The organism is Hyphomonas oceanitis (assembly GCF_036964545.1).
Lineage (GTDB): Bacteria > Pseudomonadota > Alphaproteobacteria > Caulobacterales > Hyphomonadaceae > Hyphomonas > Hyphomonas oceanitis.
Genome location: NZ_JBALTL010000001.1, coordinates 483,634 through 504,550, shown reverse-complemented (window position 1 = coordinate 504,550; position 20,917 = coordinate 483,634). Strand labels below are relative to the sequence as shown.

The following is a 20,917-nucleotide window of genomic DNA, read 5'->3' as shown; positions in this document are numbered from 1 at the left end:
CGGGACTGCACACATAACGGACGGAGCGAATAGCCTGATGGCGAAGGATCTGAACCCTAACATTATCGTATTCACGATGGGCAAAGTCGCTTCAACTGCAGTGGCCCAGTCTCTGCGCGCGGCTGACTTCCAGATTTATGACGTACATGCCCTCGCGCCCCGCAGAATCATGGTGAGGCTGGAAAAGGAGTTTGCCAGCACCGATCGCCAGACTATTCCCATCCATCTGATAAATTCTATCAAGGTCCACAACGACCTTGCACGCTATGGAAAAAGCCGGATTATCAGCCTGATCCGGGAACCGGTCATGAGGAATATCTCTGCAGTATTCCAGAATCTGCCGGAGCGTCTTGCTGATAACTTCGACGAAATTGTTGCCCGGCTGCAACGCTACCAGCCGACGATTCCAGACTTCTGGTTCGAGAATGACTTCATTCCGACGACAGGCATTGATGTGTTTAATGCCACGGTGAATCCCGCAGCCGATCATTTCAGGTTTTCAAATGATAGTTTTGAAGTGCTGATTATGAAGATGGACGCATCTGATAATCGAAAGTCCGAGATCGTTAGCGAGTTCGTCAACAAGGAAGTCGCTGTCATTCGCCAGAATGAAGCGCATGAAAAATGGTATTCGGATGCCTATAGGCAGATAGGGGCGTCACTTGACCTGATGGGGTCAGACTATCTCGAGAAGTGCTTTGCGCTGAAATATTTCAGGACATTCTTTTCTGAGGAAGAACGGACCGCAGTTGCGCGCAAGTTCAACTATCAAGGCGCCATCTGATTACGTCCTTGCCGCCGCAACCTCCACGGCGTCGCCCTATACACCCAGACTAGCCACATCGTTCAAATCGCAGGATCGTATCGCATCATGTTTCAACTCAATAACAAGAGGGTATTTGTCGCCGGCCATCGCGGGATGGTTGGGAGTGCCCTGGTCCGGCGTCTCGAGCGCGAGGATTGCGAAATTCTCACGGCCGGTCGCGATGAACTGAATCTGCTGGATCAGGCGGGTGTGCGGGCATGGATGGCAGACCGGAAGCCGGACGCCGTGATCCTTGCGGCGGCAAAAGTCGGCGGGATCGTGGCAAACGACACCTATCCGGCAGATTTTCTCTACGAGAACCTCGTCATCGAAACCAATGTGATAGAGGCGGCATTCCGGGAGGAGGTGGGAAAGCTGCTCTTTCTCGGATCCTCCTGCATATACCCAAAGTTTGCGCCCCAGCCGATCATGGAAGATTCGCTTTTGAGCGGTCCCCTGGAGCCAACAAATGAGTGGTATGCGATCGCCAAGATTGCCGGTTTGAAGCTTTGCGAAGCCTACCGGCGCCAATATGGTGTGGACTATATCTCTGCCATGCCGACCAATCTCTATGGCCCCGGCGATAACTACCATCCTCAGAACTCCCATGTCATTCCGGCCCTGATCAGGAAGGCACATGAAGCCAAGTTGGCAGGTGCTGCGGCAATGACGATTTGGGGTACCGGAACCCCGCGGCGCGAGTTTCTACATGCCGATGACTGTGCCGACGCCCTCGTACATCTTCTCAAGGTCTATTCGGGAAATGAACACGTCAATGTGGGATCGGGCGAGGATCTTACGATCGCTGAACTCGCTGAAATCGTAATGGATGTGGTCGGTTTCGAAGGTGGGCTGGAGCGGGACCTGACCAAGCCGGATGGAACGCCGCGAAAACTGATGAGCGGGGCCAAGATACGTGACCTTGGCTGGGCGCCACACATTGGCATGCGTGAAGGACTGGCGGACGCATATGGCTGGTTTTCTACACAAAACCAGACCAGATAGCCGAATGGAGCATCCGCAGTGCTTGCTAGTTTTGCGGCGGAACCTGAATGTGTGTGGCCGCGTATTTTAATCTGTGCGCACAATGCCTTAAAACCGTCGCACATGGTGCATATTCATTTGACGGGCGACTCTCCGGGGCGGTAGTTTTCCCCAAGGACAAGAATATAATATTTCGCATTCGGTGAGCAAATTGCTTGGAATGCCGAAAACAGCCAGAAAAGGCTGAAGGGACCGACTGATGGTTGACGTGAGTATAGTGTTCCGGGCGCTCAATGAGGAGCGTTGGTTTGAAGACGCGATCAAGGCTTGCAAGTCCCAGAAGCTGGATGCGTTAACGTCGGAAATTATACTGGTCGATAGTGGCTCGACCGATGGCACGCTTGGCATTGCCGAGCGTCAGGGCTGCAATATCCGCCACATTGGTAAATCGGAATTCACCTTCGGGCGCTCATTGAACTGGGGTTGCGAAGCAGCGGGCGGCCAGTACCTTGTTTTCATTTCGGCGCACTGCATCCCGACGCATGACGGATGGCTCCAAGCGCTGCTCCAGCCGCTGATCGATGGTGAAGCCGATTATACCTATGGCCGCCAGATTGGTGATGTGGGCTCCAACTTTTCCGAGAAGCGCCTGTTCGAGAAGTACTTTCCATCTTTCGACCGCGTTCCGCAGGAAGGCTTCTTTTGCAACAATGCCAACGCCGCGATCCGGAGAGATGTCTGGGCGCGCTACCGATTTGACGAAGAATGCACAGGCCTTGAGGACATGGTTCTGGCACGCCAGATCGTCATGGATGGTGGCAAGATCGGATATGTCGCGTCTGCGCCGGTTGTGCACATACATGACGAGACCCTCGGCCAGACCCGCAAGCGCTATTATCGCGAAGCGTTGACCCTGCGCACGATCATGCCGGAAGTGCATGTGTCTGCCTTTGATGCGTTGCGCTATTTCATTGCTGGCAGCTTGCATGATCTGGGCGCGGCCTGGAGCGAGCGCTCCCTGTTCAAGCACATGTCGGACATCGTTGGGTTCCGCTTCATGCAATATCTCGGCACTTATCGGGGCCATAATGAACATCGCCGCCTGTCGAGGGCACAAAAGGAAGCCTATTTTTATCCGAAGCCGCCCCAGGATGATTCTGGCCACCTGGAGCCGGCCATGCTCGTGCCGGATGAGCGGCGCGTCGTGCGCACGGCTGAATAAACAGCAGGCAAAATAAGTTTCATTTGTAACTTTTTTTGCCTCAGGTGCTTCATTAGCACAAGATCTGGGCGCATAAGGGTGTTTTGGATACGGCACCAAAGCTGAACCGGAGCACGCAATGCCTCTTGATACAAAAGATGCCCCCAAGAACCGCTATGCGGGTGCGCCTCGCGCAGCGGATTTCACGATCGACCAGGACTGGGCTTCCTATTCTGCGGCCGAACACGACAGGTGGGACAGACTGTTTCGTCGCCAGCAGGAGGTGACATACAACCGGGCCAGCAAGACGGCGCTGGACGCCATGGCAGCCTTGGAGCTATCGGCATCGGGAATACCTGACATGGAGCAGCTGTCAGACAGGCTCGAGGCCATCACGGGATGGCGCGTCGTACCGGTGGCTGAACTTGTTCCTGACGAGATATTCTTCGATCATCTTGCCAATCGCCGCTTCCCCGCAGGCGCCTTCATCCGCCCCGAGGCGGAGTTCGACTACCTGCAGGAACCGGATATCTTCCATGACATATTCGGCCATGTGCCGATGCTGGCGAATCCTGTGTTCGCCGATTTCATGGAAGCCTATGGCAAGGGTGGGCAGCGCGCGATGCAACTTGGCCAGCTGCACAATCTGGCGCGGCTTTACTGGTACACGGTGGAATTCGGCCTGATCCGCGAAGCAGGTGGCTTGCGCATCTATGGCGCCGGCATCCTTTCCAGCCCGAATGAGACAGTGTTCGCGCTGGAAGACGACAGCCCGAACCGGATCGGCTTTGATCTGGCCCGGATCATGCGGACCAAATACATCATCGATGATTTTCAGCAGACCTATTTTGTTATCGACAGTTTCGAGGCGCTGCTGGAGGCCTGCTACAAGGACTTCGGCACCGTGTACGGCGATGTCAAAGGCAACCCGGATCTTGAAGCCCATGAGATCGAGCCGGGCGACGAAGTAATTACGCTCGGCACACTGGACTATTTCCACAAGCGGAAGGCCGTGCGCTGACGCCCTCTTGACCGTTCTGCAAAAAGCCCGCACCCCGCTATGATGCATTATGTTCCCCGCATTCTCGTCACCGGCGGCGCCGGCTTCATCGGTTCCTTCCTGTGCGAGCGCCTGCTCGAGACAGGGGCGGAAGTCCTCTGCGTCGACAATTTCTTCACGGGCCGACGCACCAATGTCGCCCACCTGCTCGATAATCCGAAGTTCGAAGTGATGCGTCACGATGTGACGTTTCCGCTCTTTGTGGAAGTCGACCAGATCTACAATCTGGCCTGCCCGGCTAGCCCGATCCACTACCAGTTCGACCCGGTCCAGACGACCAAGACCAGCGTGCACGGCGCCATCAACATGCTGGGCCTCGCCAAGCGAACACGGGCGCGCATCCTTCAGGCCTCGACATCTGAGGTCTATGGAGATCCGGCGATCCACCCCCAGACCGAAGACTATTGGGGCAATGTGAACCCGATCGGGATCCGTTCATGCTATGACGAGGGAAAGCGCTGCGCCGAAACGCTGTTTTTCGACTATCACCGCCAGCACAAGGTGGAGATCAAAGTCGCCCGCATTTTCAATACCTACGGTCCACGCATGCATCCGAATGATGGCAGGGTCGTTTCCAACTTTATCGTGCAGGCGCTGAAGGGCGAGGACATCACGCTTTATGGCGACGGCGAGCAGACACGCAGCTTTTGCTATGTGTCCGATCTGGTGACCGGTCTGGTGTCGCTGATGGGATCAGGCCCCGATTTCGTAGGCCCGGTGAATATCGGCAATCCGGGCGAGTTCACCATCCGTCAGCTGGCCGAGCGCGTGATTGCGCTGACGGGCGCGAAGTCCAAGCTCGTGCATCGTCCGCTGCCGCAAGATGACCCCAAGCAGCGCCAGCCAGATATTTCCCTTGCACAGGAAAAGCTTGGCTGGGCGCCCACGGTGTCGCTGGACGAAGGTCTGAAACCCACGATTGCCTATTTTGAGAATGAGATTCGGGCGATGAGCTGACTGAGTTGACCAGTGGGCCCGGCAGGACTCGAACCTGCGACCAAACCGTTATGAGCGGTCCGCTCTAACCAACTGAGCTACAGGCCCCACTGAGCCCCCGGTTTAAGCGCGCGGATAACCTGTGGCAATGGCGCAAATCACCCTCTTTGGCCATGTATTTGCATTGATGATGCATGATAGGTCGAGCGAAACGGCGTTACGTGCCGGATTGGTATTGAATTGGCCGATTTCGGCTGCGAGGGTGTGGTTATGAAGCAGGTTTTGGTGACAGGCGGCGCGGGCTATATAGGCACGCATACGTGCGTGGAGCTGATGGCCCAGGGCTATTCGCCCGTTGTCGTGGACAATTTCTGCAATAGCAGCCCGGCATCGCTGGACCGTGTGCGGCGCCTGACAAACCATGAATTGCCTTCCTATGAAGCCGATATTCGTGACACGGCGCAGATCATCGAGATTCTGAAAAAGCATGATTGCGAGTCGGTCATCCATTTTGCCGGCCTGAAGGCGGTGGGCGATTCCGTCGCCAAACCACTGGAATATTACAGCGCCAACGTGATGGGCTCGCACAGCCTGCTGACTGCCATGATGGAAGCCGGTACGAAGCGTTTTGTGTTCAGCTCCAGTGCCACGGTCTATGGCGAGCCAGTCTTCCTGCCCTATACCGAAAGCCACCCGCTCAGCCCGACGAGCCCCTATGGCCAGACGAAGCTCGCCGTCGAGCAGATGCTGAATGATCTGGTGGCGTCTGGCAGTATGACGGATGTGGCGATCCTGCGCTATTTCAACCCGATTGGCGCCCACGCCAGCGGCCAGATTGGCGAAGACCCCCACGGCGTACCGAACAATCTGATGCCTTATGTGGCGCAGGTGGCGGTCGGTCGCCGAACGGAACTGAACGTCTTCGGCAATGATTATGATACGCCCGACGGGACGGGTGTGCGGGACTACCTGCATGTGGTTGACCTCGCCCGCGCGCATGTCCTGGCGCTGCAACGGTTTGAACGGGAACCGGGCGCGATCACAGTTAATCTCGGCACGGGGCAGGGCACGTCAGTTCTCGAGCTTGTAAAGGCCTTCGAAGCGGCCAGCGGACGGGAAGTTCCTATCAATTTCGCGCCCCGGCGCAGCGGTGATATCGCTGCTTTCTGGGCCGACCCAAGTCAGGCGCAATCCTTGCTAGGCTGGCAGGCTGAATACGATATCAGCGACATGTGCCGCGACCAGTGGGCCTGGCAAAGCCAGAACCCGAATGGATACGAGACGAACTGATATCGCAGTCGTTTTTCCAGTCTGAGGCAACTTTCGCCGTCTTGCGGCCTTAATCCTTTGGGACACAGGGCCATCAACAAGAATGGAAATCCAGACATGCTGAAACAGACCAAAATGATCGCTGCAATGAGTGTTTGCATACTGGCGCTTGCGCCAGTTGCCTGCGCGCAGATGCCAACGACGACAAAGGGAGCCTCCCTGACAAGCACAGGGCCATCAATGATGAACAACAATTCGATCCAGCCTGAAACCACTCTGGATGTCAGTGCAGAAGGCGAAGTCATGCGCGCCCCCGACATTGCCTACATCACGGCAGGCGTTCAGGCCGATGCCGCCACCGCGCAGGAAGCCATGCAGCAGCAGGCCAATGCGATGACCGGCGTGTTCGATGCGCTCGCCAAGGCGGGTGTCGAGAAAAAGGACATGCAGACGTCGAACTTCTCACTGCAGCCACGCTACACCTATATCGAAGTTGACGAGGGCAAGGGCCGCACACGCGGCGAGCAGCGCCTCGACGGCTATACAGCGTCCAACCAATTGACCGTGAAGGTTCGCGATCTCGACAATCTGGGCGCCACGATGGACAGCCTTGTGTCGGCCGGTGGCAACACGTTCTCGGGCATCAGCTTTGCCCTCGACAATGATGACGAAGTGCGCGCCGAAGCGCGCCGCAAGGCCGTTACCAACGCGCTGTCGAAAGCAGAGCTGTACGCGACCGCAGCTGGCATGAAGGTCGGCCGAATCGTGACCATGACGGAAGGTGGCGACTATAGCCCCCAGCCAATGGCCATGATGGCCCGCGGCAAGGAAATGGCGATGGATGCCTCGACTCCCATTTCGGGCGGCGAAGTCGGCTACACGGCGCGTGTGAATGTGCAGTTCGAACTTGTGAAATAAGCGGCGAGCAGTCGCTTTTTCAAACCAACGGCGGTTCCTAAAGGAGCCGCCGTTTTTGATTCAGCCTGAGGTCTAAACGTAACCTTCCGCCAGCAGGTCCTTCATGTCCACGATGCCGATGGGGCGCCCGTCTTCGACGACAAAGGCGTTCGAGATGCGGTTGTCGCTGAGCCGCTTTATGACCGTTGCGAGGCGTTCTTTGGGGGCGATTGTGCGCGGATCGGGGGTCATCACGGACCTTGCGTCACCATCCAGCTTGCCGGCGAGCATGGCGCGACGAAGGTCACCATCGGTGACCATGCCGACAATGCGTCCATCGGGCCCGAGGACAGCCACGCAGCCCTTGCGGCCTTCCGAGACGGCCAGGATGACCTCCTGCACACTCGCATCCGTGGCGACGACGGGGATGTCATCAGGGCGGTCGGTAACATAGTCGCCCGCTGTTTGCAGGGAGCGCCCAAGCTTGCCGCCCGGGTGGCGCGAACCGAAATCCTCTCGGCTGAAGCCGCGTCGGTCCATCAGGAGGATGGTCAGCGCATCGCCAAGGGCGAGGGCCATGGTTGTGGATGAGGTGGGCGCGAGGCCATTCGGGCAGGCCTCAGCCACCGTTGGCATGTGAAGGACGACGTCCGACAGGCGACCAAGGGTCGAATCGGGGGCGCGGGTCATGCCGATAACGGGGATGGAATTGCCACGGCAATAGCGCAGGAGGTCGACCATTTCGCGGCTTTCGCCGGAATAGGAGATGGCCAGCAGGACAGAGCCCGGCACGATCATGCCAAGGTCGCCGTGGCTGGCTTCGGTCGGGTGGAGGAAGAAGGAGGGCGTGCCTGTCGAGGCGAGGCTGGCGGCGATCTTCTGGCCAATGTGGCCCGACTTGCCGACGCCGGCGACAATCACATAGCGATCCGTCGCCATGACCAGGTCTGCCGCACGGATGATGGTCTCGTCGAGGCCGGCCTCAAGCTTTTCCAGAGCGTCCCGCTCGATGCGGATAACATTGCGCGCAAGTTCGATTTCTGACTCGGTTTTCAAGGAAGACTCCCTAGAGGCTTTGCGCACAGGCGTCTGCCCGATTGGGAGGGTTCGTCAAGCCTTGGTCGTGTGTTCGGCTGCGTGTGAGTCTAGTTGCCGAACTGGCGAGCCTCGTATTCGCCGACCGTAAAGGCGGGGCGACCGGCGGGAATGACAACCGTTGCGCCAACAAAACTTGTCGGGGTTGCATCACCCTGCTCGAACTCAACCGTTTCATCAGCCGTCTGCCCGGCATCCGCCATCAGAATCTCGCTGGCATCTTCGGCCGTTTCTTCATCCGGCTCCATAGCGACTTCGGCAACCTCGACCGTCTGTTCCACTTTCGGTTCAGGGGTTTTCGGCACGGCCGTCAGGCCACGCAGTGTCGTCGTGGTGGGCTGGAGAGCGCCAAGCGGCTTGCCGTTGAGCATTGGGACGGCCGCACCATTCGGATTGACGGTTGTCGTGTTGAATTCGGAGAAGGCGATCTGGAGGCGGCGGCTTGGATCCATTGGATCAGCCGGCAGCTCGTAGCTCTTGAAAGCGGCTTCGACGAGCGCCTCGACATGGGCGTTGCGCGATTTGGACGTGCTGCCCCCCAGCATGATGGCGACGATACGGTGACCGTCGCGCTTGGCAGATGTCATCAGGTTGAAGCCCGAAGCGCGGGTGTAGCCGGTCTTGATGCCGTCCACGCCGTCGACAGTGTCGAGCAGTTCATTGTGGTTCTTATAGGTCTTGCCGGCCCAGGTGAAGCGAGGGCGTGAGAAGTGATGATAGGACTCGCCATGGTCGTCGATCATGGCCTCAGCCAATATGGCCAAGTCGCGGGCGGTGGTTATCTGGCGGTCATCAGGCAGACCGGATGCGTTCACGAAGCGCGTGTTCTGCATGCCAAGGCTTTTTGCTTTGACAGTCATCAACTGAGCAAAGCGGCTTTCAGAGCCGCCGAGACGTTCGGCAACAACGACGGCTACGTCATTGGCGGATTTCGTGACGAGCGCGCCGATGGCGTCGCTGACTCTGATCGTCGAGCCGGGCTTGAGCTTGAGATTGGATGGCGCCTGGCTGGCGGCGAAGCGCGAAACGGGGAGTTGTTCATCAAGCGACACGTCGCCGGAATTGATCGCATCGAACAGCATGTAGAGCGTCATGACCTTGGTCAGGGACGCCGGATAGCGTGGATCATCGGCGTTGCGAGCGTGGAGAACTTCGTTTGTGTCTTTGTCGATCACAATGGAGGCGTACTTTTCGGCGAAGGCCGCTGGCGTACTGAAGCCGGTCACAACGAGCATTGCCGCCAAGGCAAGCGTTCGGATCGCCAAACCCCAAGTATGCTGTCTCATTGTGGTCTACCTCCGCGAAAGTATGAACCCCGAACCGCCCAAGGTTTACGATAGAGTCCCAAAAATGCGTTGACCACACCTTAACACAGGCGAAGCGCTCAAATTTTGGCAATCTCCGGGTTGCTGTGCAAAAAGCGTGCAGGAATGCTTATGTTGCAGCGCACAATTTTTGTTGCGTAAGCGAATAAAATGTACTATATAAGGCGAACACGAGGAAAAAGGATTCGCCCCATGGCCAAGTCACCTAATTCAGCTCCAAAGTCCAAAACCGCTCCTAAAGCTGCCAAAGCCGAGGCGCATGCGACCGAAGCCGCGACCAAGATGCTGGATGACGGCATGGAAAAAGTCTCCGACATGGCCAGCAAATTCGGCACCTACGCTGAAGACGGCATGAAGAAAATCGCTGAGCACGCCTCCGCTTCAACAGAAGTGATGCGCACGATCGGCAGCCGCAACATGGATTTCTTCACACGCACGCTTGAGCAGGGTGTTGAAGCAACACAGGCCATGACCAGCGCGAAAGACCCGCGCCAGGTTGTCGAAATCCAGACCGGTTTCGCGAAATCCATGATGTCGGCCTACACATCCGAGATGAGCGCGCAGGCTGAGCTTTGCATGCTCGCATGGCGCGACGCTGCCAAGCCTTTCACGAAAGTGTGGGCCACGAAATAACTCCCTAACATCCAGACGGAGTCCACGCCGTCTGACTGTAGAGTGAGTAGAATGAAGAGCCGGACCTCATTGGTCCGGTTCTTTGTTTGTGGGAGCCATGTTTTTCGTGTGGCATCTGCCCTGAAGCAGATTACCATGCTCCTCATGACCGATTTCATCGATTTCCAGACATTCAAGCGCCCGGCCAAGCCAAATAACTGGCTCGTTGCTCCCGACGGTTTCATTGACGCCGCGTTGCCCGACGAATCCTCGCCGGTGTATGACCGCACGCCTGACGCCCTGTTCAAGGATGTCATGGAGATGATCGCCGCGCGAAGCGACTGGAAGATAAAGGCGTCCGACCCTTCGACCGGACGGATCAGTTTCATCGCCGTTACGAAACTTCTCCGGTTCAAGGATGATGTGGATATTCTGGTGCTTCCGGTGGAGGCCCATGACGGGCAATCGACACTCGTCGTCTACTCCCGTTCGCGGGTTGGTTACTCGGATCTCGGTACAAACGGGAAGCGGGTGAACGCACTCCTCAGTGCGCTCGCCATGCCCTAAAAGCAGGCATGACATGCTTTTGCCTCGCTTCGTCCCTTCAATCTCTCGCAGGAACGTATATCTTATGGCCATGAGCGAATTGTCTGAACACGTCCGGATGAGCGATCCGAACCTGCCGGGCCCGCCGGCGGGAACACCGCCGGGCGGTGGCGACGGTATCGGTGTCGATATTGTTACCCAGACGCGGATCAAGACGAAAAAGCCTTCGCTTTACCGGGTTCTGCTGCTCAATGACGACTACACGCCGATGGAATTCGTCGTGTACATTCTGGAGCGGTACTTCAACCGCTCACGCGAGCAGGCGACCCGGATTATGCTGCATGTCCACCAGAAGGGCGTGGGGCTGTGCGGGGTGTACACCTACGAAGTGGCTGAAACAAAAGTCGCTCAGGTGCTTGACCTTGCCAAACGCCATGAACACCCTCTCCAATGCGTTATGGAGAAAGAAGACTAGTTTTTATCACCCCCGACCTGAAAGGTCTGACACGTGCCACGATTGTCCCACTCTCTCGAAACCGCTCTCGAAAAGGCGCTCACACTCGCGTCCGAACGCGACCATGAGTATGCCACGCTCGAGCACCTCCTGCTGGCCCTTACGGAAGACGAGCATGCCCGCGAAGTGATGGGGGCCTGCAAGGTAGATATCGAAGCACTGACTGCCGACCTCGTTCGCTACATTGATGAAGAGCTTTCCAGCCTCATTCTGGAAGAAAGCGAAGGCCGCGTTCAGCCAACGGCCGCATTCCAGCGCGTCGTCCAGCGCGCCATCCTTCATGTCGAAAGCTCGGGCCGCGATGAAGTGACGGGCGCCAATGTGCTGGTCTCGATCTTCTCCGAGCGTGAAAGCCACGCTGCGTATTTCCTGCAGGAGCAGGACATGACCCGCTATGACGCAGTCAACTTCATCTCGCATGGTGTGGCCAAGCAGCCCGGCATGTCCCGCCCCTCCAGCCCGCGCGGCGCGGAAGGCGGCGAAGAAGAGGCCGTCAAGCAGGGCCACGAGGCGCTCGACGCCTATTGCGTCAACCTCAATGCCAAGGCACGCGCCGGCAAGATCGATCCTCTGATCGGCCGCGATGCCGAAGTGAACCGCTGTATCGAAGTGCTCTGCCGCCGCAACAAGAACAATCCGATCCTCGTGGGCGACCCGGGCGTGGGCAAGACGGCGATTGCCGAAGGCCTCGCCAAGAAAATCGTTGACGGCGAAGCCCCGGAAATCCTCGACGAAGCGATCATCTGGTCGCTCGACATGGGTGCACTGCTCGCAGGCACACGCTATCGTGGTGACTTCGAGGAACGCCTCAAGTCCGTGATGAAGGAACTCGAGCAGCAGGAAAAAGCGATCCTGTTCATCGACGAGATCCACACGATTATCGGCGCCGGCGCGACATCTGGCGGCGCAATGGATGCCTCGAACCTCTTGAAGCCCGCGCTTCAGAATGGCGGCCTGCGCTGCATGGGTTCGACGACGTTCAAGGAGTACAAGCAACACTTCGAGAAGGACCGCGCGCTTAGCCGCCGGTTCCGCAAGATCGACGTGGTTGAGCCGACTGTGCCGGATGCCATCAAGATCCTGACGGGCCTGAAATCCCGCTTCGAGGATTTCCACGGCCTGCGTTACACCAATGATGCCATCAAGGCGGCCGTTGAACTGTCGGATCGCTACATTACTGACCGCAAACTGCCGGACAAGGCGATCGACGTGATCGACGAAGCCGGCGCGGCCCAGTGGCTGCTGCCCGCCAACAAGCGCAAGAAGCAGGTTGGCATTAAGGACGTGGAAGCCGTGGTCGCCAAGATCGCGCGCATCCCCCCGAAACAGGTGTCCAGCGACGACATGATCGCGCTGAAATCACTGGAGACGGACCTGCAGCGTGTCGTGTTCGGTCAGGATGCCGCCATTACGGCGCTCTCGGCTGCGATCAAGCTGGCACGCGCGGGCCTGCGCGAACCGAACAAGCCCATCGGCTCGTATCTCTTCACCGGCCCGACCGGCGTCGGCAAGACCGAAGTGGCCAAACAGCTCGCCTCGATCATGGGCGTCGAAATGCTGCGCTTCGACATGTCGGAATATATGGAACGACACACCGTTTCCCGCCTGATCGGCGCGCCTCCGGGCTATGTCGGTTATGATGAAGGCGGCCTGCTGACAGACGGCGTGGACCAGCATCCGCACTGCGTGCTGCTGCTCGACGAAATCGAGAAGGCCCACCCGGACCTGTTCAACATCCTGCTCCAGGTCATGGACAATGGTGCGCTGACGGATGCGAATGGCCGCAAGGTCGACTTCCGCAATGTCATCCTGATCATGACGACGAACGCGGGCGCTTCCGATGCCTCCAAGAACTCGATCGGCTTTGGTCGCGGCAAGAAGGACGACGAACAGGAAGAGGCGCTCAAGCGCCTGTTCACGCCGGAATTCCGCAACCGTCTCGATGCAACGATCACGTTCGGCGGTCTCACACCTGCCATCATCGACCGTGTCGTCGAGAAGTTCATCTTGCAGCTGGAAGTCCAGCTGGAAGATCGCAATGTCTCGATCGAGATCACCAAGGCGGCCCGGGACTGGCTGGCCAAGCGCGGCTTCGACCCCGACATGGGCGCGCGGCCTCTGTCACGTACGATCCAGGAGCACGTCAAGAAACCGATGGCCGAAGAGCTTCTTTTCGGGAAGCTGCAAAAGGGCGGCGTAGTCAAGATCGACGTGGACAAGAAGGACGAGGAAAAGCTCGCTTTCAAATACGTCGCGGAACCTGCCAAGAAGCGCTCCGCCAAGAAGGACGATGCCGAAGAGCCGGCCTGATAGGGCGAGCTCCACGCGTAATGATACAAAGGCCGCCTTCTCTGCAGGGCGGCCTTTTTCATTAGGCTCGCTTTTCTCGTTCTGGTCGGTAAAGTCGCCGCAAAACAGAACACGATCAGGGAGAGATATGTATGGCCGGAACGGTTAAGGGCAGTTGCGATCCAAAGTTTGCCGAGTTGAAGGAAGAATTCGAACGCAATTTTGCGGAGCGAGGCGAAGTCGGCGCATCGGTTTGCCTCTCGGTGAATGGCGAGACTCTGGTCGACCTCTGGGGCGGAAAGGCCAACCCGGAAACCGGCGAGGACTGGCAGGAAGATACAATCTCGATTGTCTTCTCGTGCTCAAAGGCCGCGACCTCCGTCTGCGCCCATATCCTGATCGACCGGGGGGAGTTGAACCCCGCTGCGCTTGTCGCCGACTACTGGCCCGAATTTGCCAAGAACGGCAAAGAGAAGACCACCGTCCAGATGATGCTGAACCATGAGAGCGCGCTGCCGACGCTGCGCGATCCGGTCAAGCCGGGCGGCTATACGGACTGGGACTATATGATCAAGCGCCTCGAGGATGAGGAAGCTTTCTGGGAGCCGGGCACGCGCAACGGCTATCATATGATCAATTTCGGCTGGACCGTCGGTGAACTTGTCCGGCGTGTATCAGGCAAGTCGCTCGGCACGTTCTTCCGCGATGAAGTGACGGCAAAGACAGGCGCGAAATTCTGGCTCGGCCTGCCGGAAGACGAAGACGTCCACATCGCGCCCATCCACACATATGCACCGCAGCCCGGCGATGTGCCCACCGAGTTCACGATCAAGCTGATAACGGAGCCGGACTCGATCCAGCACAAGTCGTTCATGAACAGTGGCGGATGGGACTTCAACGACCGCAAAAGCCAGGCAGCCGAGATTGGCGGCGGCGGTGGTCTTTCCAATGCGCGCGGACAAGTAGCCATGTACACGCCGCTCGCCTGCAATGATGGCAGCCTGGTCTCGAAGGACCGCGTTGCCAACATGAGCATGGTGTCGACCGCGACCCAGCGCGATGCGACCCTGCTCATCCCCACACGTTTTGCCTCCGGTTTCATGAAGTCGATGGACAATCGCGCGCTGAACCTCGGCCCGGGCACCAGCGCCATCATGGGTGACAAGGCCTTCGGCCATGTCGGCGCCGGTGGCTCCATCGGCTTTGCAGACCCCGAATGCGGCATGGCCTTCAGCTATACGATGAACCAGATGGGCGGCGGCCTCTTGCTGAACGATCGCGGCCAGCCGCTGATCGACGCGGCCTATAAGGCGCTTGGCTATCGCACGAATGCGCCGGGGGCCTGGGTGAAGTGAAGTTCGGGCCGGAGACCTTTGGCGAACTTAACGCCGAGGACTATGACGCCCTCCACGATCCGGGCACGACTGAGGAATCCGTTGCGCTGATCAGCGACATTGCGGCGGGTGGGCGTGTGCTGGAACTCGCCATCGGCACGGGCCGGGTGGCCCTGCCACTGGCGGCGCAGGGGCTGGAAGTTCATGGTATCGAAGGCTCACCTGAAATGGTGGCCAAGCTGCGTGAGAAGCCCGGTGGCGATGCCATTCCGGTCGTGATCGGCGACATTGCAGATGTCGCCATCGAGGGTGAGTTTGACCATGTGTTCCTGGTCTTCAACACGCTGTTCAATCTCACCACGCAGGAAGCGCAGGTGCGGTGTTTCGCCAATGTGGCCAAGCGCCTGGCGCCGGGCGGCACATTCCTAGTCGAGACATTTGTACCCGATGCCGAAAAGGCGCGTAGCGGCCAGAACGTGCGCACGATGAAAGTGGGGTTCAGTTCTGTCTGGATCGAAGCGGCGCTACACCACCGTGTCGAACAGCGAATCGATTTCCAGCGCATGCGCATCACGCAGGATGGCATCCGCATGGTGCCGCTTGTTATGCGCTATGCTTGGCCCGCCGAAATGGACCTGATGGCGCAGCTTGCCGGGCTCAGCCTAAAGCATCGCTGGGGTGGCTGGAAGCGAGAGCCGTTCACAGCCGAGAGCGGCATGCATGTATCGGTGTACGAAAAGCCCGCTCACGCAGGCTAGGCCTTCCGCCATTGGCCCGTTCCGAGTCCGTTCAGAGTCCATTCGCCGACCTGTGCGCGGATCAGGCGGAGGGTTGGGTGGCCAACCGAGGCGGTCATGCGGCGCACCTGCCGGTTGCGGCCCTCGGTGATCGTCAGGCTGATCCAGCTGTCGGGCACGGACTTGCGCACGCGGATTGGAGGATCACGTGGCCAGAGGTTTTCCGGTTCGGGGATAGCCTCGGCCTTGGCCGGGGCGGTCTTGCCGTCCTTCAGGCTGACGCCTGTGCGCAGAGCCTTGAGGGCGGCCTCGTCGGGCACGCCTTCGACCTGGACCCAATAGGTTTTCGGCTGCTTGAATTTCGGGTCGCTGATGCGGTTCTGGAGCTGGCCGTCATCGGTGAGGACAAGCAGGCCTTCACTGTCCTGGTCGAGGCGGCCCGCGGCATAGACGCCGGGTATGGTAATGAAGTCCGACAGGGTCTTGCGCGGCGAGCCTTCGGTGCCCTTGTCGGTGAACTGGGACAGCACGCCGAAGGGCTTGTTGAAGAGGATCAGGCGGGGCATCGGCCTATCCTTGCTGGATGACCTCATGGATCGCTTTCAGCTGAGCGAGCAGCGCGCGGGCACCGGAGACAGGCAGGCAGCTCGGCCCGTCGCAGAGGGCGGCGTCCGGGTCCGTGTGGAATTCAAGGAAGACGCCATCGGCGCCTGCGGCCACAGCAGCCTTTGCAATCACGGCGACACCATCCCGGCGCCCGCCGGTGGATGCGCCAGCGGTGCGCGGGTCAGCGCCCGGCAGCTGGACGGCGTGGGTTGCGTCGATGGTAACCGGGCAGCCGAGTTTCTGCATTTCGGGAATGCCGAGCATGTCGACCACGAGATTATTGTAACCGAAGCTGGAGCCGCGCTCGCAGAGGATGACGCCAACATCGGCGGCTTCGCCAATCTTGGTGACGATGTTCTTGGTGTCCCATGGCGCGATGAATTGGGCTTTCTTGACCTGCACGATGCCGCCAGCCTTGGCGGTGGCGCGCGCTGTGGCGACAACAAGGTCTGTCTGGCGGCAAAGGAAGGCGGGTATCTGCACGATATCGGCAATGGCAGCGACCGGCTCGGCTTGCTCGGCCGTGTGCAGGTCTGTGCAGATTGGCACGTTCAGCTCCGCCTTGACGGCTTTCAGGATCTTCAGGCCTTCCTCAAGGCCGGGACCACGATAGGAATGGATGGAGGAGCGGTTGGCCTTGTCGAAGCTGGCCTTGAAAACATAGGGCAGGCCTAGCTCGGCACAGATCGCCTTCAGCTCGGCACCGACTGTCAGCGCCAGCTCTTTGCTCTCCAGAACGTTGAGACCGGCAATGATCGCCAGCGGTTTGCCCTTGCCGATGGTCCAGCCGGATTTTGCATGCGTCAGCGCCGTCATCGTCATCTCTCCTGAAAGTGTCTTTGCACGGGAGATAACCCTGTTTCGGCGGCAAGGTAACCCGCGTCCTTCAGGTCGCAGAATCAAAGAAGCCGCCCTGTCGAGGGGCGGCTTCCGTGAGCCCATGGGGCTAGTCAGGTCCGGGCGGCGTTACAGCGGCCCTACCGCGTCTCTAGGTGTTGATTGGAGGCTGCTCCAGCCAGACACCATAGGACACAGACCCAACGGCCTCACCTGGTTTCTCACTCGACATGGATCACCTCCTTTCAAACGTGCTGCTTGCACGGACTTTGTCCCGGACCATCCAGAACAGGACGAAGTTAAGCATGATTTGCGCCAACACCAAGTTAAGAACGCGCTTTTTGCGTGAACTTTTTGGTTGAAAAAGAAAAACGCCCGGACGTGACGTCCGGGCGTGAATCAAGTGATGAAATTTCAGGCACTTAGCTAGTTTGTACCGATCACTCCAATGGCGAGGCCGATGATGGCGCCGGTCGCCACGGAGGCGAGAATCGCATCGCCCCGGTCATAATCGCGGGCCCAATAGTAACCACGCGGCGGGTCATAGAGGCCGTAGCGGCCATAGTCGCGGATATAAACGGTCTGCGGATGGGGGTGATAATATCCCCCAACGGCATAGCGCGGGACGTAGCGCGGCGGTGGCGCATAGTAGCGCGGCGGGGTGTAATAGACGCGTGCTGGTGCCCGACCGTAATAGCGAGGACCGCTATAGTGGTTATGGTAGTTGTTGTGGCGGTTGTGACCGCGGTAGTCACGACGGTCATCGCGGCGATGGTGACGCCTGTCGTCACGGCGGTCATCCCGGCGACCATCCCGTCGGTCATGGCCACGATAATCATTCTTGCCGGAATAGTGGCCTCCGCGGTCATCATGGCCACGTCGGCCCTGGTCGGCGCTGGCCATAGGGGCGATCAACAAGCCAACCGCTGCAGTCGCCGCTACAAGACGGGAAATACTCTTGAACAGTTTCATGGCACTCTTGCCTCCGATGTTCGGCCGTCCTGACCAATGCCGGAACCGCCGATAAGTTGCCGCACACCTGCGCGACCTTGAAGCAAGAATTAAGCCTTTCGGGCTGAACTGTGCCTGAACACCATGTTAAGGAACCGCCATGGCAGATTTCGGCGATCTTCACGTATCAGGCGAGTTGACGGTTCCCGCCTGGGAACTGAGCGAAGCCTTCGTGCGGGCTTCGGGCCCGGGTGGCCAGAACGTCAACAAGGTTTCGTCGGCTGTTCAGCTGACCTGGGTTGTCGAGGCATCGTCCATTCCGGCAGAGGTCAAAGCGCGGTTCGCCAAGCTCTATGGCAGCCGGATGACGAATGATGGCCGCATCATTGTTGAAGCCAGCGAACACCGCAGCCAGCCAATGAACAGGGAGGCCGCCCGCAAGCGCCTCGCGCAAATGATCCAGAAGGCGTCCATCCGCCCCAAGCGCCGCATTGCGACACGGCCAACGGCTGGCAGCGTGCGCCGGCGCATCAAGGCCAAGAAGCGCCGGGGCGAGATAAAGTCGCTGCGAGGCGATGTAACGCCGGAGGACTAGCTTTCCAGCTCGGCCTTGATGGCAGCATCCAGCTTTGCCATGTCAGCGCCCTCGATATGAGTGCCGCCAACGAAGAAGCCTGGCGTTCCGCCGACTTCGAGCTTGCGGCCCAAGTCTTTCATGTCGGAGAGCTGTTTCTGGATTTCCATCGACTTCATGTCGGCGCGCATTTTCTGCACGTCGATACCGAGTGATTCGGCGATTGCATCGATGCGCTTGTCGGTGAGGTCATCGTTCGACTTCAGCTCCATAAGGGCGACGTGCATCTTGTTGTACTTGTCCTGCTTGCCTGCGGCGAGCGCGGCAAGGGAGGCAGTCTCGCTGACGCCGCCGAAGATCGGCAGTTCCTTGAAGACGACACGCACCTTGCCATCATATTGGGCTGGCAGGCCCTGAACGGTCTCGACCGAGCGTTTGCAATAACCGCAGCGGTAATCAAAGAATTCGACAACCGTCACTTTTGCATCGGCCGGGCCGATCGAAGGATCGCTGGCAAGGTTGTAGAGCTTGTCTTTCTGGCTCGAGATGGCTGCTTGCTGCGCGGCGGCTGCGCTAGCGCGCTGTTTCTCGCCGAGCGCCACGAGGGCGTCTTCGATGACTTCGGGATTCGCGACGATGTATTCGTGCACGATCTCTTCGATCTCGGCCTTGCTCATTTGGCTGGTTGGCTTGCCCTGCGCGCAGGCTGGGGTCAGGGCAATGGCGGTCATCGCCGCTGCGGTGAACAGTTTGCGTATCATGGGGTGGGCCTTTTCAGTATTCGAATACAATGTCGTCGCTAACCGCCATGTATACGGCCAGCGCGGGCAGCGTCCATCACTCCTGACAGAAAGTTGATCAGCGCCGGTCTGTCGTGATGTCGGTTGCGAAATTGCCGAAAGGCATGTCGCGACCGTTGCTCTGGATGGACAGACGTGGGCCCCGGTTGGCGCGGTCATAGAAACTGCGATTGTCCGGATTGTTTGGATCGGTGATCAGCATGATGTCGTCCGCCCGGCGGAAGTTAGGCGTACCACGCTCAAGCTGGTCGGCAGCGCGGTGGGCAAAGGCATTGGCCCTGACGATGTCACCGATTGCGTAAGCGGATTCTGCTGTGGCGAGCTGTGCCTCGGCGCGGCGACCCTGTTTGTCCAGCGTAATGGCGAGCTGCGCCCAGGCGAAGGCATTATCTGGCTCGGCGATCAGTGCGTCGCGCAGGGAGGCTTCGGCGGCTTCCACATCGCCCGGTTCATCGCGGGCATTGAGCGAACGGGCATAGTTGATGAGCAGCAGCGGCTGGCCGGGTTTCAGCTCCAGCGAGCGCTTGTGCGGGGCAACCGATTCAGCCGTGCGACCGCTCTCGAACAGGATCTGGCCTTTCAGCTCGTGGAAGTAAGGATTATCCGGTTCGCGCTCAAGAAGGATGTCGACCTCTTTCAGGGCAACATCGATGTCTGAGACCTGCAGTGCTGCGATGGAGCGGGCATAGTGCGCCGGCTCGCCGTCATCGGTGGCGGGATATTCGTTGCGTACCTTGTTGGCCGTATCGAGGAAGCCGATCAGCTTGGCGCGCATCATGTCGTACTGATACTGCTCGTGCTCGGTCGGCGGTTCGTCCATCAGGCCGGATTGCTCGGCCAGTTGGCGCACGGCGCGGATACGGTCAGAGGCCAGCGGGTGGGACCGGAAATAGGGGTAACGGCGGGCGTTCGAGAGGACTTCCTGGTAACGGAACTTGTCGAAGAAGCGGACGATGCCGCCCGTCGATTCGTGCAGCTGGCTCAGGTATTCCACGGCAGCGGCGTCGGCCATGGATTCCTCGGCGCGCGTGTGGACGAAGAAGTTCAGCGCGGCGAATTGCTGCGAGCTGCCAATCAGGGCTGCACCGGCGCCGCCCTCACCTGCGGCGAGGGCAAGAATGCCGAGGCCGATCGAGATGAGCGCGGGGCGCGAGGCGATCTCGGCGGCGCGTTGGCGGCTGACGCTGTGGCCACACGCGATGTGGCAGGTTTCGTGCGCGATGACGCCCTTGATCTCGTCAGGCGAGTCGGCGGCGATAATCAGGCCGGTATGGATGTGGATGTTCTGGCCGTTCGCCACGAAGGCGTTCAGGCTGGGATCGTTGATGATGTAGAAGCCAACATCCTTGGGGTTGAGGCCTGCGACGGTCAGGATCGGGTCGGTCCATTCGCGCAGGGTTTCCTCGATTTCGGCATCACGGATCAGGCTCTGCGCCGATGCGGTGAAGGCAAAGGCGGCAGCGGCAAGGCTCGTGGCAGCAAGACGCAGCAATTGTCGCGCCATGTCAGGCGTCTCCTCTTCGTGGAACCAGACACCCTGAGCTT

21 protein-coding genes and 1 tRNA gene are annotated in these 20,917 nt (G+C 59.0%); 14 read left to right on the top strand and 8 right to left on the bottom strand.

The genetic code is table 11. The features are described from left to right. Positions 1-37 precede the first annotated feature (37 nt). The 5 genes from V7651_RS02620 (at position 38) to V7651_RS02600 (ending at position 5,007) form a co-directional block, all read left to right on the top strand. Complete coding sequence (locus tag V7651_RS02620) at positions 38-784, top strand: putative capsular polysaccharide synthesis family protein (protein ID WP_034738748.1); 747 nt, start codon at positions 38-40, stop codon at positions 782-784. An 87-nt stretch (positions 785-871) separates the two neighbouring features. Continuing rightward, the gene (gene fcl / locus V7651_RS02615; RefSeq protein WP_034738750.1) at positions 872-1,810 is read left to right on the top strand and encodes a GDP-L-fucose synthase; all 939 of its coding nucleotides are present in this window, start codon (positions 872-874) and stop codon (positions 1,808-1,810) included. A gap of 238 nt (positions 1,811-2,048) precedes the next feature. Next, positions 2,049-3,011 carry a glycosyltransferase family 2 protein gene (locus V7651_RS02610; RefSeq protein ID WP_034738752.1) on the top strand — a complete coding sequence of 321 codons (963 nt, stop codon included), beginning with the start codon at positions 2,049-2,051 and terminating at the stop codon, positions 3,009-3,011. Positions 3,012-3,129: 118 nt separating this feature from the next. Next, a complete protein-coding gene (gene phhA, locus V7651_RS02605; protein ID WP_034738753.1) occupies positions 3,130-4,011 on the top strand; it encodes a phenylalanine 4-monooxygenase in 882 nt (293 codons plus the stop codon). Between the two features lie 42 nt (positions 4,012-4,053). Beyond that, the gene (locus V7651_RS02600) at positions 4,054-5,007 is read left to right on the top strand and encodes a UDP-glucuronic acid decarboxylase family protein (protein WP_034739119.1); all 954 of its coding nucleotides are present in this window, start codon (positions 4,054-4,056) and stop codon (positions 5,005-5,007) included. 13 nt (positions 5,008-5,020) lie between these two features. Here the strand turns inward: V7651_RS02600 and V7651_RS02595 are convergent. Beyond that, positions 5,021-5,094, bottom strand: a tRNA-Ile gene (locus V7651_RS02595). A 162-nt stretch (positions 5,095-5,256) separates the two neighbouring features. Between V7651_RS02595 and galE the strand changes: the two genes are divergently transcribed. Continuing rightward, the gene (gene galE, locus V7651_RS02590) at positions 5,257-6,276 is read left to right on the top strand and encodes a UDP-glucose 4-epimerase GalE (RefSeq protein WP_335612085.1); all 1,020 of its coding nucleotides are present in this window, start codon (positions 5,257-5,259) and stop codon (positions 6,274-6,276) included. 219 nt (positions 6,277-6,495) lie between these two features. After that, positions 6,496-7,173 (top strand): SIMPL domain-containing protein, encoded by a 678-nt coding sequence (locus V7651_RS02585; RefSeq protein ID WP_162176911.1) that lies wholly within the window; start codon positions 6,496-6,498, stop codon positions 7,171-7,173. A 72-nt stretch (positions 7,174-7,245) separates the two neighbouring features. Here the strand turns inward: V7651_RS02585 and V7651_RS02580 are convergent, their stop codons facing one another. Further along, complete coding sequence (locus tag V7651_RS02580; protein ID WP_241765674.1) at positions 7,246-8,208, bottom strand: KpsF/GutQ family sugar-phosphate isomerase; 963 nt, start codon at positions 8,206-8,208, stop codon at positions 7,246-7,248. An 89-nt stretch (positions 8,209-8,297) separates the two neighbouring features. Beyond that, positions 8,298-9,533, bottom strand: a complete 1,236-nt coding sequence (locus tag V7651_RS02575) for a D-alanyl-D-alanine carboxypeptidase family protein (protein WP_335612084.1) — start codon at positions 9,531-9,533, stop codon at positions 8,298-8,300. A gap of 231 nt (positions 9,534-9,764) precedes the next feature. On the opposite strand from V7651_RS02575, the gene V7651_RS02570 reads away from it, so the two are divergent. The 6 genes from V7651_RS02570 (at position 9,765) to V7651_RS02545 (ending at position 15,625) form a co-directional block, all read left to right on the top strand. Continuing rightward, a complete protein-coding gene (locus tag V7651_RS02570) occupies positions 9,765-10,205 on the top strand; it encodes a phasin family protein (RefSeq protein WP_034738763.1) in 441 nt (146 codons plus the stop codon). A gap of 135 nt (positions 10,206-10,340) precedes the next feature. Continuing rightward, positions 10,341-10,751: a DUF1499 domain-containing protein gene (locus tag V7651_RS02565; RefSeq protein ID WP_335590736.1), complete on the top strand. Its 411-nt coding sequence runs from the start codon at positions 10,341-10,343 to the stop codon at positions 10,749-10,751. A gap of 97 nt (positions 10,752-10,848) precedes the next feature. After that, positions 10,849-11,205, top strand: a complete 357-nt coding sequence (gene clpS / locus V7651_RS02560; RefSeq protein WP_051615154.1) for an ATP-dependent Clp protease adapter ClpS — start codon at positions 10,849-10,851, stop codon at positions 11,203-11,205. Positions 11,206-11,238: 33 nt separating this feature from the next. Beyond that, positions 11,239-13,554 (top strand): ATP-dependent Clp protease ATP-binding subunit ClpA, encoded by a 2,316-nt coding sequence (gene clpA, locus V7651_RS02555; RefSeq protein ID WP_335590737.1) that lies wholly within the window; start codon positions 11,239-11,241, stop codon positions 13,552-13,554. A gap of 131 nt (positions 13,555-13,685) precedes the next feature. Further along, a complete protein-coding gene (locus tag V7651_RS02550) occupies positions 13,686-14,888 on the top strand; it encodes a serine hydrolase domain-containing protein (protein ID WP_335612083.1) in 1,203 nt (400 codons plus the stop codon). Next, entirely contained in the window at positions 14,885-15,625 is a 741-nt protein-coding gene (locus V7651_RS02545; RefSeq protein ID WP_335612082.1) for a class I SAM-dependent methyltransferase, read from the top strand. Before V7651_RS02550 ends, V7651_RS02545 begins: the two co-directional genes overlap by 4 nt. Here V7651_RS02545 and V7651_RS02540 read toward each other — a convergent pair. The 3 genes from V7651_RS02540 to V7651_RS02530 all read right to left on the bottom strand — a co-directional run bounded on the left by V7651_RS02540 (position 15,622) and on the right by V7651_RS02530 (position 18,019). Beyond that, positions 15,622-16,170: an rRNA large subunit pseudouridine synthase E gene (locus tag V7651_RS02540; protein WP_335612081.1), complete on the bottom strand. Its 549-nt coding sequence runs from the start codon at positions 16,168-16,170 to the stop codon at positions 15,622-15,624. The genes V7651_RS02545 and V7651_RS02540 overlap by 4 nt on opposite strands. A 4-nt stretch (positions 16,171-16,174) precedes the next feature. Then, a complete protein-coding gene (gene kdsA, locus V7651_RS02535; protein WP_335612080.1) occupies positions 16,175-17,026 on the bottom strand; it encodes a 3-deoxy-8-phosphooctulonate synthase in 852 nt (283 codons plus the stop codon). 447 nt (positions 17,027-17,473) lie between these two features. Then, positions 17,474-18,019 carry an RcnB family protein gene (locus tag V7651_RS02530; protein WP_335612079.1) on the bottom strand — a complete coding sequence of 182 codons (546 nt, stop codon included), beginning with the start codon at positions 18,017-18,019 and terminating at the stop codon, positions 17,474-17,476. A 139-nt stretch (positions 18,020-18,158) separates the two neighbouring features. On the opposite strand from V7651_RS02530, the gene arfB reads away from it, so the two are divergent. After that, complete coding sequence (gene arfB, locus V7651_RS02525; protein ID WP_035536979.1) at positions 18,159-18,593, top strand: alternative ribosome rescue aminoacyl-tRNA hydrolase ArfB; 435 nt, start codon at positions 18,159-18,161, stop codon at positions 18,591-18,593. Here the strand turns inward: arfB and V7651_RS02520 are convergent. Beyond that, positions 18,590-19,333, bottom strand: a complete 744-nt coding sequence (locus V7651_RS02520) for a DsbA family protein (protein ID WP_035536981.1) — start codon at positions 19,331-19,333, stop codon at positions 18,590-18,592. The two genes, arfB and V7651_RS02520, sit on opposite strands and share 4 nt — an antisense overlap. 97 nt (positions 19,334-19,430) lie before the next feature. Next, positions 19,431-20,876 carry a M48 family metalloprotease gene (locus tag V7651_RS02515; protein WP_335612078.1) on the bottom strand — a complete coding sequence of 482 codons (1,446 nt, stop codon included), beginning with the start codon at positions 20,874-20,876 and terminating at the stop codon, positions 19,431-19,433. Positions 20,877-20,917: the final 41 nt, after the last annotated feature.

Excerpts from the sequence above, each read along its gene's own strand:
- V7651_RS02600 (WP_034739119.1), top strand. The coding sequence starts at position 4,054 with ATGCATTATGTTCCCCGCATTCTCGTCACCGGCGGCGCCGGCTTCATC.
- V7651_RS02540 (WP_335612081.1), bottom strand. The coding sequence starts at position 16,170 with ATGCCCCGCCTGATCCTCTTCAACAAGCCCTTCGGCGTGCTGTCCCAG.
- clpS (WP_051615154.1), top strand. The coding sequence starts at position 10,849 with ATGAGCGATCCGAACCTGCCGGGCCCGCCGGCGGGAACACCGCCGGGC.
- V7651_RS02620 (WP_034738748.1), top strand. The coding sequence starts at position 38 with ATGGCGAAGGATCTGAACCCTAACATTATCGTATTCACGATGGGCAAA.
- V7651_RS02565 (WP_335590736.1), top strand. The coding sequence starts at position 10,341 with ATGCTCCTCATGACCGATTTCATCGATTTCCAGACATTCAAGCGCCCG.
- V7651_RS02570 (WP_034738763.1), top strand. The coding sequence starts at position 9,765 with ATGGCCAAGTCACCTAATTCAGCTCCAAAGTCCAAAACCGCTCCTAAA.
- V7651_RS02585 (WP_162176911.1), top strand. The coding sequence starts at position 6,496 with ATGATGAACAACAATTCGATCCAGCCTGAAACCACTCTGGATGTCAGT.
- V7651_RS02610 (WP_034738752.1), top strand. The coding sequence starts at position 2,049 with ATGGTTGACGTGAGTATAGTGTTCCGGGCGCTCAATGAGGAGCGTTGG.
- V7651_RS02515 (WP_335612078.1), bottom strand. The coding sequence starts at position 20,876 with ATGGCGCGACAATTGCTGCGTCTTGCTGCCACGAGCCTTGCCGCTGCC.
- V7651_RS02530 (WP_335612079.1), bottom strand. The coding sequence starts at position 18,019 with ATGAAACTGTTCAAGAGTATTTCCCGTCTTGTAGCGGCGACTGCAGCG.
- arfB (WP_035536979.1), top strand. The coding sequence starts at position 18,159 with ATGGCAGATTTCGGCGATCTTCACGTATCAGGCGAGTTGACGGTTCCC.
- kdsA (WP_335612080.1), bottom strand. The coding sequence starts at position 17,026 with ATGACGGCGCTGACGCATGCAAAATCCGGCTGGACCATCGGCAAGGGC.
- fcl (WP_034738750.1), top strand. The coding sequence starts at position 872 with ATGTTTCAACTCAATAACAAGAGGGTATTTGTCGCCGGCCATCGCGGG.
- V7651_RS02575 (WP_335612084.1), bottom strand. The coding sequence starts at position 9,533 with ATGAGACAGCATACTTGGGGTTTGGCGATCCGAACGCTTGCCTTGGCG.
- phhA (WP_034738753.1), top strand. The coding sequence starts at position 3,130 with ATGCCTCTTGATACAAAAGATGCCCCCAAGAACCGCTATGCGGGTGCG.
- V7651_RS02520 (WP_035536981.1), bottom strand. The coding sequence starts at position 19,333 with ATGATACGCAAACTGTTCACCGCAGCGGCGATGACCGCCATTGCCCTG.
- V7651_RS02550 (WP_335612083.1), top strand. The coding sequence starts at position 13,686 with ATGGCCGGAACGGTTAAGGGCAGTTGCGATCCAAAGTTTGCCGAGTTG.
- galE (WP_335612085.1), top strand. The coding sequence starts at position 5,257 with ATGAAGCAGGTTTTGGTGACAGGCGGCGCGGGCTATATAGGCACGCAT.